Raw genomic sequence first — 17,214 nt, 5'->3', positions numbered from 1 at the left:
GTCCGAACAGACCGTCTGACGCGGAGGCGGGGCGACATTGGTTCCTCCGAAGTACCTAAAACGGATATGTTGCGCGTCACAACAAACTAACCCCACGGTCGAGTGATGTTAGTCACGATTAAGTAACGGCACCGATGAGCGGGACCGCTCGTCATCCGGTGAATGAATCACCGGATCGCCTCGGCTACCTTCTGCGTGTGCGCTTCGTTCTCGCTTCCCAGTCCCCCGCCAGGCTCGCCGTGCTCCGCGCGGCCGGGATCGACCCGAGCGTCGTGGTCTCCGGCGTCGACGAAGACGCGATCGCCGCGGCGCTGACCGACCCGACGCCCGCCGAGACGGTCACCGCGCTCGCCATGGCGAAGGCCGAAGCGGTGGTCGAAACCGTGCGCGGCACCCACTCCGACGCCGTGATCGTCGCGTGCGACTCGATGCTCTCGATCGGCGGCGCGCTGGTCGGGAAACCGGGCACGCCGGAGGTCGCGCGAGCCCGCTGGGCCGAAATGGCCGGCCGATCCGGTGAATTGCTGACCGGCCACGCGATCATCCGCCTCGACGGCGGCGAACGGTCCAAGGAGACCTCCGGCAGCCACACCACGACCGTGCGGTTCGCCGACCCGAGTCCCGCCGAACTCGACGCCTACATCGCGACCGGCGAGCCGCTCGTGGTCGCCGGTTCCTTCACGCTGGACGGGATGGGCGGCTGGTTCGTCGAAGGCATCGACGGCGACCCGTCGAGTGTGATCGGGATCAGCCTGCCGCTGACCCGGAAGCTGCTCGCCGAGGTCGGCGTGAGCGTCGTCGACCTGTGGCGTTCTCCCACATCCTGAGAGCCCTCCCACACGATCGGGTGATCCGGAAGAGTCCCGCAACGCCGAACGTTCTTCACGTCCGGCTCTACAGGAAACTTTCAATCACCGGAGCGGCCTCGTGTCCTTCATACGGACCTACACCAAACCCAAGGTGTTCGCCGGAGTCGTACTCGGCTCACTCGTCGTCGGCGCCCTACTCGGCGTACTCGCCCGCAGCACCGGCGCGGACGGGCTGACCGAGACGCTGAGCCGCATCGGCGACGTGTTCACCACGCTGCTGCAGATCGCGGTGATCCCGCTGGTCTTCACGGCGATCGTCGTCGGCATCAACAGCCTGCGCGGCCTCGGCGGCGGCCGTACCGCGGCCAGGCTGGGCGGCAAGACCTTCCTCTGGTTCGCCATCACCTCGTTCATCGCGTCGGTCATCGGGATCGTCGTCGGGCTGATCGCCAACCCCGGCAGCGGCGGACTCGGCGCCGGTGTCGCGGCCACCGCCAAGAACGCCGAAAAAGCCGCGAAGAGCCAGGCGCACTGGGGTTCGTGGGACGCGTTCATCGACGGCCTGATCCCGAAGAACTTCTTCACCGCTTTCTCGGAGGGCGAGACGCTGCAGGTGCTGTTCCTCGCCGTGATCATCGGCGCGGCCGCGTACAGCCTCGGCGACAAGGCGAAGACGTTCGTCGACTTCACCACCAGCGCCTTCGAGATCATCCAGCGCTACCTCGGCTGGGTCGTCCGGCTCGCCCCGATCGGCATCATCGGCCTGATCGGCGCGGCGGTCGCGAACTACGGCGACGCGCTGTTCAAGCCCCTGCTGTCGGCCACGGTCGCGGTGTACGTCGGCTGCTTGCTGGTGCTGTTCGTGGTCTACCCGATCCTGCTGCAGTTCGTGGCGAAGGTGAACCCGCTCAAGTTCTTCGCGAAGGCGGGCACCGCGATCCAGTTCGCGTTCGCGTCGCAGTCCTCCGCCGCGACGCTGCCGCTGACCCGGCAGTCCGCGGTGAACCTGGGCGTCGACCCCGGCTACGCCTCGTTCGCCACGCCGCTCGGCAGTGCGACCAAAATGGACGGTTGCGCGGCCGTTTTCCCCGCCATCGGCGCGATCTTCATCGCGAACATCTCGGGTGTGTCGCTCAACATCGGGCAGTACCTGCTGATCATCGTGGTCGCCGTGGTCGGCGCGCTGGCCACCGCGGGCACCACCGGCTGGCTGACCGCGCTCACCCTGACCACCTCGGTGATCGGCCTCGACGCCAAGCAGGTCGCGGTCGGCATCGCGCTGATCTACTCGGTCAACCCGATCATGGACATGATCCGCACGGCCACCAACGTGGCAGGCCAGATCGTCGTCCCGACCATCGTCGCCCGCAGCGAAGGCCTCCTCGACGACGAGATCCTCAACGCGCCGACCGACACCCCCCGCTCCACCGACCCAGGCACCCGCGCCGTCCCGGCCCCCGCCTGACCCAGCTGAAAAAATCCCAATGTGGCTTTCGTCAGATTCCGTCTGACGAAAGCCACATTGGCGTGCTGAAAACTGACCAATGCCACATTGGGATTTTTTTAGCTGCAGGAGCCTAGGTCCGAAGTGGACAGCCGGATCGTGGGGTAGCCGCGCATTTGGGAGGGTGAGGTGTATCTGCGCTTGGTGCAGCCGATCGAGCGGCCGCCCAGGTCGAACACCTCCGCCACCACGGGCGCGGCCGCGCATTTCGGGGTGTCCTGCGCGACGGTCGGGCAGTCGTGGCGGACCACCGTCACCTCGGGCGCTTCGCTGCCCGACACGTCGGCCAGCCCGATGTAGTTCGCGTCCGACAGGTACGCCTGGCTCGCGATCTCCCAGTTCGAGCCGCGGTTCGCCACCACTTCGCCTATCTGGCCGCCGGTCACCGGCCCGCGCACGAGACACGCGGGGACCGCGCCGCCGAGGCAGCGCAGCGAATCCTGGCTGAGCTTCACGCCCTGCTCGGTGATCGTGAGGTCGACGATCGTGTCCGACGGCGGCACGTCGACGTCGAGTCTCGCCACGCCGCTGTCCGGGCCTGCCAGCAACGTCACCTTCCCGCCGTTGACCACCTGCGTGGCGATGGTCTGGCACGGCGCCTGCCCGCACACGGTCGGGTCGGCGGTGCCGGTCAGCCTCGGCCCCGCGCTCGGCGACGCGGGCTCCGCCTGGTCGGCGCGCGGGCGCAGTGCGACGACGGCGACGAGCGTGCCGACGACCACCACCATCGCGACCGCCGCGGTGACCAGCACCGAGCGGGGCGCACGCGACCCGAGTTTCTCCATGAACCAGAGCGTAAGCGATCTCGCTCAGCGTGCACGTCTATGTTGTCAGTGTGACGAACCCCAGCCTTCCCCCAGTCCTGTTCCTGCCGACCGGCACGCCCGTTCCCGGCGAAGCTGGCACCTCGGCCGAAGCGTCGATCGAGCTGCGCAACACCCCGGACGGCAGCATCGCACTGGTCGCGTTTTCCACGCTCGATCAGCTGGTCGAATGCTGCGGCGAGAACCAGCACTGGGTCCGCGTGTCCACCGAGCATCTACCGAAACTCCACGCGCGTCAGCACTATGACCTCATCATGCTGGATTCACCGCTTCCTGAAGGACTCCGCCACTAGGAAGCCCCTGCTATACAGGGACGGCCGGGTGGTCTGTCTCTCACTCCAATGAGGGCTACTCATCGGTAAAGTGCTGGCGGTCAGCGGTGACGACTCGAGGAGGAACGGCGTGAGCGAGCAGGTAGGCGGACCGGTGACCAAGGTGCTCGTCGCCAACCGCGGCGAGATCGCGATCCGGGTCATCAGGGCCGCGAAGGACGCGGGCCTCGGCAGCGTCGCCGTGTACGCGGACCCCGACCGCGACGCGCCACACGTCCGGCTCGCCGACGAGGCCTTCGCGCTGGGCGGCACGACCGCCGCCGAGAGCTACCTCGTCTTCGACAAGATCCTCGACGCCGCCAAGCGCTCCGGCGCCGACGCGCTGCACCCCGGCTACGGCTTCCTCTCCGAAAACGCGGACTTCGCGCAGGCCGTCATCGACGCGGGCATCACCTGGATAGGCCCGAGCCCGCAGTCCATTCGCGACCTCGGCGACAAGGTCACCGCGCGGCACATCGCGCTGCGCGCGGGCGCGCCGCTGGTGCCCGGCACCAAGGATCCGGTCAACGGGCCGGACGAGATCATCGCCTTCGCCGAGGAGCACGGGCTCCCGGTCGCCATCAAGGCCGCGTTCGGCGGCGGCGGGCGCGGCCTGAAAGTGGCGCGCACCAAGGAAGAAATCCCCGAGCTGTTCGAATCCGCCGTGCGCGAGGCCGTCGCCGCGTTCGGCCGCGGTGAATGCTTCGTCGAGCGCTATCTCGACAAGCCGCGCCACGTCGAAGCACAGGTCGTCGCGGACCAGCACGGAAACGTCATCGTCGTCGGCACCCGCGACTGTTCTTTGCAGCGCCGCCACCAGAAACTCGTCGAAGAAGCACCGGCGCCGTTCCTCACGGCCGAGCAGCGCGAGCGGATTCACTCCTCCGCCAAGGCGATTTGCAAGGAGGCGGGTTACTACGGCGCAGGCACGGTCGAATACCTCGTCGCCGTCGACGGCACGATCTCCTTCCTCGAGGTGAACACCCGGCTGCAAGTGGAACACCCGGTTTCCGAGGAGACCACGGGAATCGACCTCGTGCGCGAGATGTTCCGCATCGCGCGCGGCGAAAAGCTGACCTATACCGAAGATCCCGAGCCGCGCGGCCACTCGATCGAGTTCCGCATCAACGGCGAGGACGCTGGCCGCGGCTTCCTGCCCGCACCCGGCACCGTGACGAAGTGGGTCGCGCCGTCCGGGCCCGGCGTGCGCGTCGACTCCGGTGTCGAGAGCGGCACGGTCATCGGCGGCCAGTTCGACTCGATGCTCGCGAAGCTGATCGTCACCGGCTCCGACCGGCAGAACGCGCTGGAGCGCAGCCGCCGCGCGCTGGACGAGCTCGTCGCCGAGGGCATGGCGACGGTCATCCCGTTCCACCGCGCGATCGTCGACGACCCGGCGTTCATCGGTGACGAGAACGGGTTCAGCGTGCACACCCGCTGGATCGAGACCGAGTTCGACAACCAGATCCCGCCGTTCACCGCCACCGGCTCGGCCGACGCCGAAGAGGAGGCGCCGCGCCAGAACGTGGTCGTCGAGGTCGGCGGACGCCGTCTCGAGGTCTCGCTGCCCGGCACGCTGAACGTCGAAGGCTCCGGCGGCGGCTCGGCGGTCAAGGCGAAGCCGCGCAAGCGCGCGGGCGGCACCAAGGCCGCGGTCAGCGGCGACGCGGTCGCCGCGCCGATGCAGGGCACCATCGTCAAGGTCGCCGTCGAAGAGGGCCAGCAGGTCGAAGCGGGCGAACTGGTCGTCGTGCTCGAGGCGATGAAGATGGAAAACCCGGTCACCGCACACAAAGCGGGCACCGTGACCGGACTCTCCGTCGAAGTCGGCGCCGCGGTGACCCAAGGGACCGTGCTTTTGGAACTGAAGGACTGAAAAGCTCCTACACTGAGCTGGTGAACGAAGTCCCGTCGCCGCAGCTGCGCATCAGCGACCCCGAACGCGAGGCCGCACTCCAGGCGCTGGGCGAACACATGAGTGTCGGCCGGATCGACCTGGACGAGTACGGCGAGCGCTCGGCTCAGGTCACCACGGCCAAGACGCGGGGCGACCTCGCCGCGATCTTCGAGGATCTCCCCCAGCCGCACCCGCGGCTGGGGGACCAGCAGCCCGCACCCGCGCCGCCGCCCGCGACGGCCGTCCAGCCCGTCGCGCAGCCGGGTCAGCCGATCGCGTGGACGGACCGGCCGCTGAACCAGCGGCTCGTCGCGGGCATCATCCCGGTGCTGTTCGTCGCGGCGATCGTGCTGACGGTGACCGTCGGCGCGTGGTGGACGTTCTTCATCCCGATGGCCGCGACCGGCTTCGGCAAGGCGGTCTGGGGCGCCGACTGGGAGCAGGACCAGAAGCGCCAGCGCGACCGGCACCGTGAGCTCCGCCATGACCGGCACGAGCGGCGCGGTGAGCTTCGTGACGAGCGCCGCGAGCGACGTAGGGAACTGGGGCACTGAACCCTAGGATCTCGACGTGAGCACGGACCGATCGAAGATGCGACTCAGCGACGCTGAGCGCCAGGACGCCATGGACGTGCTTGGCGAGCACGTGCGCACCGGGCGTCTCGACATCGACGAGTTCGGCACCCGTTCCGCGAAGATCACCCAGGCCAAGACCGTCGCCGAGCTGGAGCCCCTGTTCGACGACCTGCCGTCTCCGCGCCCGAGCGTGCTGGTCCGCGGCGCCGTCGCCGAACCCGTCTCGGCGGCTCCCGCACGCTGGAGGAACGTCGGCGTGGTGCCGATCGCGGCCGTGCTGGCGATCGGGGTCATCGTGCTGACCCGCGGCGCAGGCTGGTTCGTGGTGTTCCTGATCCCGGTCGTCGTGCTCCTGCTCAGCCCCGGCCGCCGCTAAGGTCGCTGCGTGGAACCGGTCGAGATCAACGCGGGCACGTACTACCTCCGGCAGCTCAGGGCGGACCGGCTCATGGACGACCGCCCCGCGCTCATCGAGGGCTTCGCCGACCCGGTGCACCGGCGCTACGTGCTGAACTACCGCCTGCGCACGCTCGACGAGGCGACGGAGTACGTCGCGCTGCGGACCGCGCAGTGGGCGGGCGACGAGCGCTGCTCGTGGGCCATCGCGGAGCCGACGACAGGCGCTTTGCTGGGTGAGGTCGGGTTGAAGGACCTGGACCTGGACGCGGGCCTCGCCGAAGCGGCGGTCTGGGTTTCCGCGGCCGCCCGCGGAAAAGGCGTCGCCACGGTCGCGCTCGAAGCCGCGCTGCGCTTCGGTTTCGGCGGGCTGGACCTGCGCGAAGTCGCCTACCGCTACGAGGAGTCCAACGCCGCCTCAGGTGCCGTGGCCAAGCGGTGCGGCTTCACCCTCATCGGCCCCGAACCCGACCTAGCCCCCACCGGCGCCCGCCTCATCCGCTGGACCAAGCGCCCCTGAAACCCCGAAAGTGGCTTTCGTCAGGTCTTATCTGACGAAAGCCACTTTCGGGGGATCACACCTGACGAAAGCCACTTTCGGGCTTTAGCTGACCGGCTCCGTGAGGCCGCCCCGGGCCTCGGGGGCGGCTGAGCGCAGGGCGTCCGCCGCCTCGTCGTTCGGCTGGGACTGGGACTCGACCTCGGCGTCGACCCGCGCGTTGTAGACCTCGATCTCGCGCTTGACGGTCTCCTCCGGCCAGCCCAGCACCTCGCCCATCAGCCGCGCGACCTGCTCGGCGCATTCACGCCCACGGTGCGGGTACTCGATCGAGATACGCGTACGCCGCGCCAGCACGTCCTCCAGGTGCAGCGCACCCTCGTAAGCCGCCGCGTAGACGACCTCGACGCCCAGGTAGTCCGGCGCGTGCTCGATCGGCTTGAGCAGCTCCGGACGGCCATCGGCCAGCGCGAGCACCTCGTGCACCATCGAGCCGTAGCGGTTGAGCAGGTGCCGCACGCGGTACGGGTGCAGCCCGTGCTGCGCCGCGACGTGATCGGCCTGGTTGACCAGCGCGTGGTACCCGTCGGCGCCGAGCAGCGGCACCTTCTCGGTGATCGACGACTGCGGCCTGCCCGGCAGGTCGACCGCGGCCGCGTCGACGGCGTCGGCCGCCATCACCCGGTACGTCGTGTACTTGCCGCCCGCGATCGCGACCAGGCCCGGCGCGACCCGCGCGACCGCGTGCTCACGCGAGAGCTTCGACGTCTCTTCGCTTTCGCCAGCCAGCAGCGGCCGGAGCCCGGCGTAGACGCCCTCGATGTCGTCGTGCGTCAGCGGCGTCGCGAGCACGGTGTTGACGTGCTCGAGGATGTAGTCGATGTCGTGCTTCGTGGCCGCCGGGTGCGCCAGATCGAGGTTCCAGTCGGTGTCGGTGGTTCCCACGATCCAGTGATTTCCCCACGGGATCACGAACAGCACGGACTTCTCGGTGCGCAGGATCAGCCCGGACTCCGAGACGATCCGGTCACGCGGGACGACGATGTGCACGCCCTTGCTCGCCCGCACGCGGAACCGCCCGCGCCCGCCGGAGAGCCGCTGCAGCTCGTCGGTCCACACGCCGGTGCAGTTGATCACCGCGCTGGCCTGGATCTCGGTCTCGCGCCCGTCCTCGACGTCGCGCACGCGCACGCCGGAGATCCGGTCCGCCTCCCGCAGGAAGCCGACGACCTGGGTGGACGTCCGCACGATGGCGCCGTAGTGCGCCGCCGTGCGCGCGACGGTCATGGTGTGCCGCGCGTCGTCGGCCTGCGCGTCGTAGTAGCGGATGCCGCCGATGAGCGCGTTGCGCTTCAGCGCGGGCACCATCCGTAGCGCGCCGGCGCGGGTCAGGTGCTTCTGACCTGGCACGGACCGCGCGCCGCCCATGGAGTCGTACAGGAACAGCCCGGCCGCGGTGTACGGCCGTTCCCAGACGCGCTTGGTCAGCGGGTACAGGAAGCTCACCGGTTTGACCAGGTGCGGCGCGAGCGTCGTGAGCATCAGCTCGCGCTCCTTCAGCGCCTCCCTGACCAGGCCGAACTCGAGCTGCTCCAGGTAGCGCAGGCCACCGTGGAACAGCTTGCTCGACCGGCTCGACGTGCCGGACGCCAGGTCGCGCGCCTCGACCAGCGCGACCCGCAGCCCGCGCGTCGCCGCGTCGAGCGCGACACCGGCGCCGACCACCCCGCCGCCGATGACGACCAGGTCGAAGGTCTCCTTGCCCAGCCGCTGCCAGTCTTCTTCCCGCTTGAGCGGGCCCAGCCGCGCCGGGTTCGCCTGCGACTCAGCCACGTGACACTCCTCCTCGGGTGTTTCGGGCCTCCAGCATCGCATGTTCTCTTCGAGGCGCATCCCCACCTGGCCGCGCATGTGGCGCAGCACTCCCTGATCTTGCTGTGAGCTTGAACAGATTGGGGCAACTGGTGCCTTTGACTAACCGGTACGCACCGGTAACGTGCCTCGGACGTGGGTCGGCAATGGCGCCGCAACGCGATCGTCGGCCCCGCGCATATCGTCCAAAGTGGAGGGCCGAAGAGTGAGTGCTGGGGCCATATTCGTCTGGGAGCTGTTAGGGACGGCGACCCTGATCCTGCTCGGCAACGGCGTGGTCGCGAACCACGTCCTGCGTAAGAACAACGGCCACAACGCCGGATTCCTGTTCATCAACCTCGGCTGGGCCTTCGCGGTGTTCACCGGCGCCAGCATCGCCAACCCGAGTGGCGCGCACCTCAACCCGGCCGTCACGCTCGGGCTCGCGATCGCCGACAAGACCGAATGGTCCGATGTCCCCTTCTACGTCGCGGGACAAATGGTCGGCGCGATCCTCGGCGCGATCCTCTGCTGGGCGACGTACAAGCTCCAGTTCGACGACCACCCCGAACCGGAGAACACGCTGGGCATCTTCTCCACCGGCCCGCAGATCGCCAACACGGCGTGGAACCTGGTCACCGAGATCATCGGTACCTTCGTGCTCGTGGCGTGGATCCTGCTCAGCCCGAGCTTCAAGGCTGGCGACGCCGGAGTGCCGACCTTCGGCAACTCCGCGCTCGGCTACGCGGGCGTCTCGTTCGTGGTGCTGGTGATCGGCGCCTCGCTCGGTGGCCCGACCGGATACGCCATCAACCCGGCGCGTGACCTCGGCCCGCGTATCGCGTACGCGTTCGTGCTGCCGATCAAGAACAAGGCCAACGCGAACTGGGGTTACTCGTGGATCCCCGTCGTCGGCCCGCTCGTCGGCGGCGCTGTCGCCGCTCTCCTGTACCTCGCCGTCCACAACCTGACCTAGGAGCTAGCGCATGACGTCGTATGTAGCCGCGATCGACCAGGGCACCACGTCGACGAGGGCCATGATCTTCGACCACTCCGGGCGGGTGGTCGCCTCCGACCAGCGTGAGCACGAGCAGATCTTCCCCAAGGCGGGCTGGGTCGAGCACAACGCGGAAGAGATCTGGGAGAACACGCGCGCCGTCGCCGCGGGCGCGCTCGCGAAGGCCGACCTGAGCGCCAGTGACATCGTCGCGGTCGGCATCACCAACCAGCGCGAGACCACGCTGGTGTGGGACAAGACCACGGGCAAGCCGGTCTACAACGCGATCGTGTGGCAGGACACCCGCACCGACAAGATCGTCAACGAGCTGGGCGCGCTCGGCGGCGGGCAGGAGCGCTACCGCCAGAAGGTCGGCCTGCCGCTGGCGACCTACTTCTCGGGCCCGAAGATCAAGTGGATCCTGGACAACGTCGACGGCGCCCGTGAGAAGGCCGAGGCAGGCGACCTGCTGTTCGGCAACATGGACACCTGGGTCCTGTGGAACATGACCGGCGGGGTCGACGGCGGCATCCACGTCACCGACCCGACCAACGCGTCGCGCACCATGCTGATGGACCTCGACACCCTTTCGTGGGACGCCGAGATCGCGGGCGAGATGACCATCCCGCTGTCGATGCTGCCGGAGATCCGGTCGTCGTCCGAGGAGTACGGCAAGGTCCGCGAGAAGGGCGCGCTGGCCGGCGTGCCGATCGCGGGCATCCTCGGCGACCAGCAGGCCGCGACGTTCGGGCAGGCCTGTCTTTCGCCGGGCGAAGCCAAGAACACCTACGGCACCGGCAACTTCATGCTGCTGAACACCGGCACCGACAAGGTCATGTCGCAGAACGGGCTGCTCACCACCGTCTGCTACAAGATCGGGACCAACGACACGATCTACGCGCTCGAAGGCTCGGTCGCCGTCACCGGCTCGCTGGTGCAGTGGCTGCGCGACAACCTCGGCCTCATCGGCACCGCCGCCGAGATCGAGGAGCACGCCCGCAGTGTCGAGGACAACGGCGGCGCGTACTTCGTGCCCGCGTTCTCCGGCCTGTTCGCGCCGTACTGGCGCTCGGACGCGCGCGGCGCGATCGTCGGGCTCACCCGGTTCGTCAACAAGGGTCACCTGGCCCGCGCGGTCCTGGAGGCCACGGCCTTCCAGTCGCGTGAGGTGATCGACGCGATGAACGCCGACTCCGGCGTCCCGCTGAAGTCGCTCAAGGTCGACGGCGGCATGGTCGTCAACGAGCTGCTCATGCAGTTCCAGGCCGACATCCTCGGTGTGCCGGTGATCCGGCCGGTGGTCAACGAGACCACCGCGCTCGGCGCCGCGTACGCCGCGGGCCTCGCCGTCGGGTTCTGGGCGAGCGAGGACGACATCCGCACCAACTGGGCGCAGGACAAGCAGTGGGACCCGTCGATGGACGAGACCCGCCGCGAAACCGAGTACAAGAACTGGAAGAAGGCCGTCACCAAGACCTTCGACTGGGTCGACTCCGAATAAAACGGGATAAAGCGGGCTTTATCCCGTTCTGGGATAAAGCCCGCTTTATGTCGTCAGGCCAGTTTCGCGTAGACGATGATGTTGTCCTTGTAGCTGTGCGCGGCCTTGTCGAAGGCGCCACCGCAGGTGATGAGCCGCAGCTGCGCGTCCTCGGTGTCGCCGTAGACGGCCTCGGTCGGGAACGTGTCCTTCGCGATCTGGTCGACCTTCGTCACCACGAACTCCACGGTCGAACCGTCTTTCCTGGCAACGGAAATCTTGTCACCTGGCGCGAGTTCCTTGAGCTTGTAGAAGATGCCGGGCTGCTTGTTGCCGTCGACGTGCCCGAGTATCACCGCTGGCCCGATCTCACCGGGCGTCGGCCCGTTCTTGTACCACCCGGCCTGCATCGGCTGCGTCACCGGCGGCACCTCGACGGTGTTGTCCGCGTTGAGCCCGAGCGGCACCAGCGTCGACTTCGCGCCGATCTTGGGCACGTCCACCGAGACCGGCTCCGACTTCGCCAGCCCGGTCGCGCCGCCCCCGTCCTCCGGCACGGCCTGCTGGTCCTGCTGCTGCCCGGCCGCGGGCTGCGGCGACTGCGTCTCCCCAGCGCAGCCGCTCAGCGTGAACGTGAGCGCGCCGAATATGACGAGGGCCAGCGTGAGAAGTCCTCGCTTGCCCCGAAAGAAGTTCTTCATGTCCTGTCCCTCGAAATCCGTCTGTGTGTAGTGAATACGGGCCGCCCCGGTCTCCCGGGGCGGGCCCGCCCCCTGCATTCACTCCCCCACGTCATGCTGACGCCGCCGGGGACTGAACGGTTGCCTTCGATCAGTTCTTGGCGCCGCGACGGCGGTAGGCCGCGTAGCCGACGCCACCGGCGGCCGCGAGCACACCGGCGCCGGTCAGGCCGACCACGAGCGCGGTGTAGTCGGCCGGGCCGTCCGAGCCACCGGTCTGCGGCGCGCCTGCCGGGACCTTGGTGACCTGCTTGGCGGGCTCCTTGGCCTTGTCGGCGGGCAGCACGGTGAACTTCGTCTTGATCACGGTGCCCCTGCCACATTCGTAGGCGACGGTGTAAGTGCCGGGCTTGACGTCCTTCACGACCGCGCTGGCCTGCTGCTCAGGCGCGATGCTCGGGTCATGCTGCGGCCCGACCGGGTGCGTGCGGCCGATGTCGAGCGCGGGCGAGCCCAGGTTCAGCTCAGTGTCACAGCCGACGCTGACCGTCACCTTCTGCCCCGGCTTCGCGGCCTTCGGCAGTACCTTCAGGTACGCCTTGGGCACGCCGGCGTGCTCCTCCGGCGTGGGCGCCTGCTCGGTGGTGGTGGGCGTGGTGGTCTTGTCGGTCGTGGGCGCCTCGGCCGCGAAAGCGGCGGCCGGGCCGAGCAACGCGAAACCCGCGGCGAGACCGGCGGCGACAATGGACTTACGCATGATTATCCCCTGAGAAGAATTAGCCTGTGGCTTGTTTTCGAAAGATTCACATTTCTTCGCGAGACCCCCGTCTCGCTCTTACACCCTTAAAGACGCCTGAGCCCCGGGCGGGTTGCGTCGCCGGATAACGAAGAAGTCACCGCGCGGCGCCACCGCCGCCGGTCTGCGGCGCACCCGCCGGGACCTTGACGACCTGCTTGACGGCCTTCTTGAACGGCACGGGGTCCTTGTCCTTCACGGGTTCGGCGCCCTTGGGCAGGACCTTGAACTGCTCGGTGGCGACCGTCGTGGCCTTCTTGGTCTCCTTCGAGAAGCAGATCAGGACGACTTTGTAGGTACCGGGCTTGGCGTCCTTGTGGATGTAGCCCATGTAGTGCATGACCCCGTCGGTCGCGGGACGCTGCCGCACGATGCCCATGGCCTCGGAGCCGAAGCGGTACAGCACCGAGTCCCGGCAGATGCCGTCCACGGTCACATAACCGCCGGGCTGCCCCGCGTGCGAGCCGAGCCAGAGTGAACCCGAAGGAGCGGGCGCCGGCTTCGGCGTTTCACTGGTGGGTGCTTCTGTGGCTCCCGCGGCGCCCGCGCCGAGGAACAGGAAACCAGCGGCGAGACCGGCGGCGACAAATGATTTACGCATGATCATCCCCAGAATTATTTGAGTGCCGAACTTGTTTCGACACCCATAAAGACGCTCACTGTTGCCCACGGTTGCGTCTCGCTCGAAATAAAAAAAGGCCACCGGCGGTTACCCGCCGATGGCCTGTTTTTCCCTGCTTACGCGGCGCCGCCGCCGGTTTGTGGCGCGCCCTTCGGCACCTTCACAACTTGCTTGGCCGGTTCAGGCTTCTTCGAAGGCGTCGTCGGCGTGCTGCTGCTCTTCGGCAGCACCCGGAAAGTCGTGCTGGCCCTGACGAACTTCGGCTCCGTTCCAGGCAGGTGGCAGTTCAACCAGACCTTGTATACGCCCGGTTCGACGTCCTTCACGTAGCCGACATAGTTGTGGACGCCATTGACGGAAGGCCGCTGATACCGGATTTCCATCGCGGACGAGCCGAACGCGTATAAATGTGAATCGGTGCAGGTGCCGTGCACCTGCACGATGGCGCCGGGCAGCCCGGCACGCTGACTGACCCATACCTTCGCCGAGGCCGAATTTTCCGGTCCCGCGGGTGGTTGCGTGGTATCCGTGGCAAACGCGGTACCGGCGGTGAGCGAAAGCAGACAGGCCGCCGTTCCGGCGATGATCTTTGTTCTCATATCCGTCCCCTGGAGAAATGTGCTGTGGATTCCCCTTGTCCCCCGACACCACCTAGGACGCCGCCACCGGCGTCATGGTTGTTCCGCCAAAATCACGAAACGGTCGCGATGGAAAAAGCCGCCAGCGGGGAACCCGCTGGCGGCTTTGGTACTCGCCGACGCCGATGATCACTTCTTCGCCAAGCGGCGGCGGTAGAACACGAATCCGGCCCCGCCCGCCGCCAGAATCGACGCGCCGGTGACCGCGAAGGCCGCCGTGTAGTCGGCCGGGTCGTCGTGGCCACCGGTCTGCGCCGCGCCGGCGGGTGCCTGTTCGACCGGCTTGGCGGCCGGTTTGGCCGCCACCTCCGGCTGCGGCGCCTCGGCCTTCGTGACGGGCGTGGTCGCCTGCTTCGGCGCTTCCTTCTTCGGCACCTGCTTGGCGACCGTTTCCTTCTTCGGGGCCGCTTGCTTGGGGGTGGTCACGGTGAAGGTGCCGGGTACCTTCTTGCCGTCACACGTGAACGAAATCGGGTAACTACCCGCCTTCGCGTCCGCGGGCACGGTCGCATGGCCGGTCAGTACCGTCACGTTGTCCCACCCGACCACCTGCAGCTCGCCCTCGAACAGCGGTGACGAGAAGTGCAGATCTTCCATGTGGTTCTGGTAGCAACCGGCGCCGATCGTGATCTCCTGACCGGGCTTCACGTCCTCGCCGGCGACCGAGATGTAGAACATCGAGCTCGCCTGCGCCACTCCCCCGAGTGCCAGCGCCGAACCGGCCATGACGAGACCGGCGACCGTGCTTTGAATCAATTTCATTGTCTTTCCCCCAGATATCCGGTGTTACTGCTTGGCGCCACGACGGCGGTGGACGGCGATGCCCGCGCCACCGGCGACGAGCACGCCGGCGCCGACGGCCGCGATGAGCGTGGTGTAGTCGGCCGGATCGTCGGAACCACCGGTCTGCGGCGCACCGGCCGGCACCTTCGCGACCTGCTTGACCGCTTCCTTCTTCGGCGTTTCCTTCGGCGGCGCGGGCTTCACCTTGTCCTTGGGCACGACCTTGATCTCGGCGGAGGGCTCGTCCCCATCGCAGAGCACGCTGGCGACGTAGGTGCCCGGCTTGGCGTTGTCCAGCACCTGCCAGGTGACTTCGACGGTCTGCGCGGTGCCGCCCGGCCTGCCGGGGCCGACGTGGCGGACGACCAACTTGAAGGCGGCCTCGTCGGCCCAGTAGCCCGACGGGTGCTCGGTGTAGCAGTGGCCGGTGAGGGTGAACTTGTCACCGGGGTGGACGGTTTTGGCGGTCGGCAGCACGTACGGCCGGTGTTCCTTGTCCGGCGCGTGGTCGGCGGCCGTCTCGGGTGCGGCCGGGGTGTCCGGAGTGTCCGCGGCGAAGGCGGCGGCCGGGCCGAGCAACGCGAAACCGGCGGCGAGACCCGCGGCGACAATGGACTTACGCATGATTATCCCCCAGAAAGAATTGCTTTTGGTATTTCGCGAGTTCTTTGTCCGCCTCGCTCTTACATCCTTAAAGACGCCTGAGTGCCGGCCGGGTTGCGCCGCCGGATAACGAAGAAGTCTCAAAGGTTTCCGGCGAACAAAAAGAAAACCGCCGACGGGGACCCATCCCGTCGGCGGTTCTCATTTCATGTGATTGTCAGGCGGTCGCGCCACCACCGGTCTGCGGCGCGCCCGTCGGCACCTTCACGACCTGCTTCACGGGCGCCTTGGCCTGCACGACCGGCTTCTTGGTCTCGGCAGGCTTGGTGGGCTCCGGCTCGGGCTTCTCGGACTTCGGCAGCACCCGGAACGTGGTGCTCACCGCGACCTTGGGCTGCTCGCCGGGAAAAGCGCAGGTCACGTCCACCGAGTACCGGCCGGGGTCGACATCGAGCACCCGAACACGGTGGTGCACGACATCGCCGGTCTGGCCGACTCCGGTGATCGCCAGCGCCTTCGACTGGATGAAGGACAGGTGACCGCCCAAGCACGCGGCGTCGAGGAGGATCCCGTCCTGGCCGGGCTCGGCCTTGTGGGTGGACATCCAAATGGTGGCCTTGCCGACGGCGGGCGGTGCCGCGTGGTCCGTCGTGGCGAAGGCCGTACCCGCCGTCAGCGCGAGGAAACCGGCCGCGATTCCGGCCACGGCAATGTTCTTGATACGCATTGATAACCCCAGGTTTCTTCAAAAGGGAAATTGGAATTCGTCGAATTGGGCCCTTGCTGTTCCCCCAGCGGTTTCCCTTGTTCCGACACCCTAGAGACGCCTGGCCAAACCGCGGGTTGCGTCGCCAGATCACGGTCAGGTTGCGAACTTCCGACGCGGGAACACCGCACGAAAAACCGCCGCCGGGAATGCTCCCGACGGCGGCTCTGTGGCGATGATCGTTCAGGCGGCGGCGCCTCCGCCGCCGGTCTGCGGCGCACCCGACGGCACCTTCGTGACCTGCTTCGCGGGCTTGACCGGGACAGCGGGCTTCGCCGGATCGGCGGGCTTTTCCGTGGAGTCGACGGTGAACCAGGCTGTCGCGCCCACCTGCGAGGAATGCGGCGCGAACACGCAGACCAGCTCCACCTTGTAGCGACCGGGTTCGACGTCGAGCACCGTGGCGGTGTTGTCGACCACGTCGATGAACGGCGGGGTGCCCTCGACCTTGCCGACGCGAGTGACCTCCAGCGCGGGCGACCGGAAATAGGAGACCTGGCCGCCATTGACGCAGGTCGCCCGAATGCTCAGCTTCGCACCGGGCAAGCCGTGGTGGGTGGACAGTTTCATCCCCGCCGAAACCGCGGGCGGCGTGCTGCTCGGGGTGGTGGTCGGCTCGGCCGCCGCGGCCGTGCCCGCGGTCAAAGCCAGGAAACCGGCCGCGGCCACCGAGACGTTCCTAATGCGCATCTTTCCCCCAAGGATCAGTACGTGGCCATGCTGCCGTCACCGGCCCGAGCGGAGCCGGACGGCACCTTGGCCACCTGCCCCTTGGTGACGGAAAACGTTGCGCGGTAAGACTTTCCTTCGCATTCGAGGACGAGCGGATACCGGCCGGGCTTGGTGCCCGGCTTCAGCTTGGCTTCGGCGGTGACGTTGCCGGGAACGCCGATCAGCGGGCCGAAGTCGTAGTGATCGAAGGTGAGCACCGGCGAGGCGAACCGCGCCGTCTTGGGCGCGCTCAGGCCGTCCGTGCCCGCCGCCACGCACCCACCGAGCGCGATGTCGGTGCCATCGCCCTGATAGGTGCCCTTGAGGCCGTGCAGCACGGCCGTGTCGGCGTTGAGCTGGACATTGCCCGCGATCTCCGGCTGCGCGTGCCCGGCGACCGGGCTGACGACTGCGGCGAGACCGGCGAACGCGGCGACCAGAACGGCCTTCTTGATCACTTCAACCCCTAGAA

At 67.8% G+C, this 17,214-nt stretch carries 20 protein-coding genes; 9 read left to right on the top strand and 11 right to left on the bottom strand.

Translation table 11 applies throughout. The features are described from left to right. Positions 1–197 precede the first annotated feature (197 nt). Positions 198–827, top strand: a complete 630-nt coding sequence (locus BLV57_RS28995; RefSeq protein WP_091294277.1) for a Maf family protein — start codon at positions 198–200, stop codon at positions 825–827. 100 nt (positions 828–927) lie between these two features. Beyond that, positions 928–2,274 (top strand): dicarboxylate/amino acid:cation symporter, encoded by a 1,347-nt coding sequence (locus BLV57_RS28990; RefSeq protein WP_176968856.1) that lies wholly within the window; start codon positions 928–930, stop codon positions 2,272–2,274. A gap of 98 nt (positions 2,275–2,372) precedes the next feature. Here BLV57_RS28990 and BLV57_RS28985 read toward each other — a convergent pair whose 3' ends face one another. Then, positions 2,373–3,098, bottom strand: coding sequence for a hypothetical protein (locus BLV57_RS28985; protein ID WP_091294031.1), 726 nt, complete (start codon positions 3,096–3,098; stop codon positions 2,373–2,375). 50 nt (positions 3,099–3,148) lie between these two features. Between BLV57_RS28985 and BLV57_RS28980 the strand changes: the two genes are divergently transcribed. From BLV57_RS28980 to BLV57_RS28960, 5 genes are all read left to right on the top strand, one after another. After that, positions 3,149–3,430: an SAV_915 family protein gene (locus BLV57_RS28980; protein WP_176968855.1), complete on the top strand. Its 282-nt coding sequence runs from the start codon at positions 3,149–3,151 to the stop codon at positions 3,428–3,430. Positions 3,431–3,539: 109 nt separating this feature from the next. Continuing rightward, positions 3,540–5,324, top strand: a complete 1,785-nt coding sequence (locus tag BLV57_RS28975) for an acetyl/propionyl/methylcrotonyl-CoA carboxylase subunit alpha (protein ID WP_091294274.1) — start codon at positions 3,540–3,542, stop codon at positions 5,322–5,324. Positions 5,325–5,344: 20 nt separating this feature from the next. Further along, positions 5,345–5,899, top strand: a complete 555-nt coding sequence (locus BLV57_RS28970; protein ID WP_091294028.1) for a DUF1707 SHOCT-like domain-containing protein — start codon at positions 5,345–5,347, stop codon at positions 5,897–5,899. A gap of 37 nt (positions 5,900–5,936) precedes the next feature. Continuing rightward, positions 5,937–6,296, top strand: a complete 360-nt coding sequence (locus BLV57_RS28965; RefSeq protein WP_091294272.1) for a DUF1707 SHOCT-like domain-containing protein — start codon at positions 5,937–5,939, stop codon at positions 6,294–6,296. Between the two features lie 9 nt (positions 6,297–6,305). Next, entirely contained in the window at positions 6,306–6,836 is a 531-nt protein-coding gene (locus tag BLV57_RS28960; RefSeq protein ID WP_091294026.1) for a GNAT family N-acetyltransferase, read from the top strand. An 84-nt stretch (positions 6,837–6,920) separates the two neighbouring features. Here the strand turns inward: BLV57_RS28960 and BLV57_RS28955 are convergent, their stop codons facing one another. Then, positions 6,921–8,690: a glycerol-3-phosphate dehydrogenase/oxidase gene (locus BLV57_RS28955; RefSeq protein ID WP_091294270.1), complete on the bottom strand. Its 1,770-nt coding sequence runs from the start codon at positions 8,688–8,690 to the stop codon at positions 6,921–6,923. 202 nt (positions 8,691–8,892) lie between these two features. Here BLV57_RS28955 and BLV57_RS28950 point away from each other — a divergent pair, with 202 nt between their 5' ends. Further along, positions 8,893–9,642, top strand: coding sequence for an MIP/aquaporin family protein (locus BLV57_RS28950; RefSeq protein ID WP_176968854.1), 750 nt, complete (start codon positions 8,893–8,895; stop codon positions 9,640–9,642). 10 nt (positions 9,643–9,652) lie between these two features. Beyond that, positions 9,653–11,164 carry a glycerol kinase GlpK gene (gene glpK / locus BLV57_RS28945; protein WP_091294024.1) on the top strand — a complete coding sequence of 504 codons (1,512 nt, stop codon included), beginning with the start codon at positions 9,653–9,655 and terminating at the stop codon, positions 11,162–11,164. A 53-nt stretch (positions 11,165–11,217) separates the two neighbouring features. On the opposite strand, the gene BLV57_RS28940 is transcribed toward glpK, so the two are convergent. The 9 genes from BLV57_RS28940 to BLV57_RS28900 all read right to left on the bottom strand — a co-directional run bounded on the left by BLV57_RS28940 (position 11,218) and on the right by BLV57_RS28900 (position 17,200). After that, positions 11,218–11,844 (bottom strand): class F sortase, encoded by a 627-nt coding sequence (locus tag BLV57_RS28940; RefSeq protein ID WP_091294022.1) that lies wholly within the window; start codon positions 11,842–11,844, stop codon positions 11,218–11,220. A gap of 130 nt (positions 11,845–11,974) precedes the next feature. After that, entirely contained in the window at positions 11,975–12,580 is a 606-nt protein-coding gene (locus BLV57_RS28935) for a hypothetical protein (RefSeq protein WP_091294021.1), read from the bottom strand. Positions 12,581–12,716: 136 nt separating this feature from the next. Continuing rightward, positions 12,717–13,220, bottom strand: coding sequence for a hypothetical protein (locus tag BLV57_RS28930; protein ID WP_143047170.1), 504 nt, complete (start codon positions 13,218–13,220; stop codon positions 12,717–12,719). A 137-nt stretch (positions 13,221–13,357) separates the two neighbouring features. After that, positions 13,358–13,840: a hypothetical protein gene (locus tag BLV57_RS28925; RefSeq protein ID WP_091294017.1), complete on the bottom strand. Its 483-nt coding sequence runs from the start codon at positions 13,838–13,840 to the stop codon at positions 13,358–13,360. 168 nt (positions 13,841–14,008) lie between these two features. After that, positions 14,009–14,641 carry a hypothetical protein gene (locus tag BLV57_RS28920; RefSeq protein WP_091294016.1) on the bottom strand — a complete coding sequence of 211 codons (633 nt, stop codon included), beginning with the start codon at positions 14,639–14,641 and terminating at the stop codon, positions 14,009–14,011. 24 nt (positions 14,642–14,665) lie between these two features. Continuing rightward, positions 14,666–15,286, bottom strand: a complete 621-nt coding sequence (locus BLV57_RS28915) for a hypothetical protein (protein WP_091294014.1) — start codon at positions 15,284–15,286, stop codon at positions 14,666–14,668. Between the two features lie 196 nt (positions 15,287–15,482). Then, on the bottom strand, positions 15,483–15,992 hold the full coding sequence (locus BLV57_RS28910) for a hypothetical protein (RefSeq protein WP_091294012.1): 510 nt from the start codon (positions 15,990–15,992) through the stop codon (positions 15,483–15,485). Between the two features lie 222 nt (positions 15,993–16,214). Then, positions 16,215–16,721: a hypothetical protein gene (locus tag BLV57_RS28905; RefSeq protein ID WP_143047169.1), complete on the bottom strand. Its 507-nt coding sequence runs from the start codon at positions 16,719–16,721 to the stop codon at positions 16,215–16,217. Between the two features lie 14 nt (positions 16,722–16,735). Further along, positions 16,736–17,200, bottom strand: a complete 465-nt coding sequence (locus BLV57_RS28900; RefSeq protein ID WP_245757555.1) for a hypothetical protein — start codon at positions 17,198–17,200, stop codon at positions 16,736–16,738. Positions 17,201–17,214: the final 14 nt, after the last annotated feature.

It is taken from the genome of Amycolatopsis xylanica, assembly GCF_900107045.1.
Lineage (GTDB): Bacteria > Actinomycetota > Actinomycetes > Mycobacteriales > Pseudonocardiaceae > Amycolatopsis > Amycolatopsis xylanica.
This window is presented reverse-complemented; position numbering and strand designations above follow the sequence as displayed.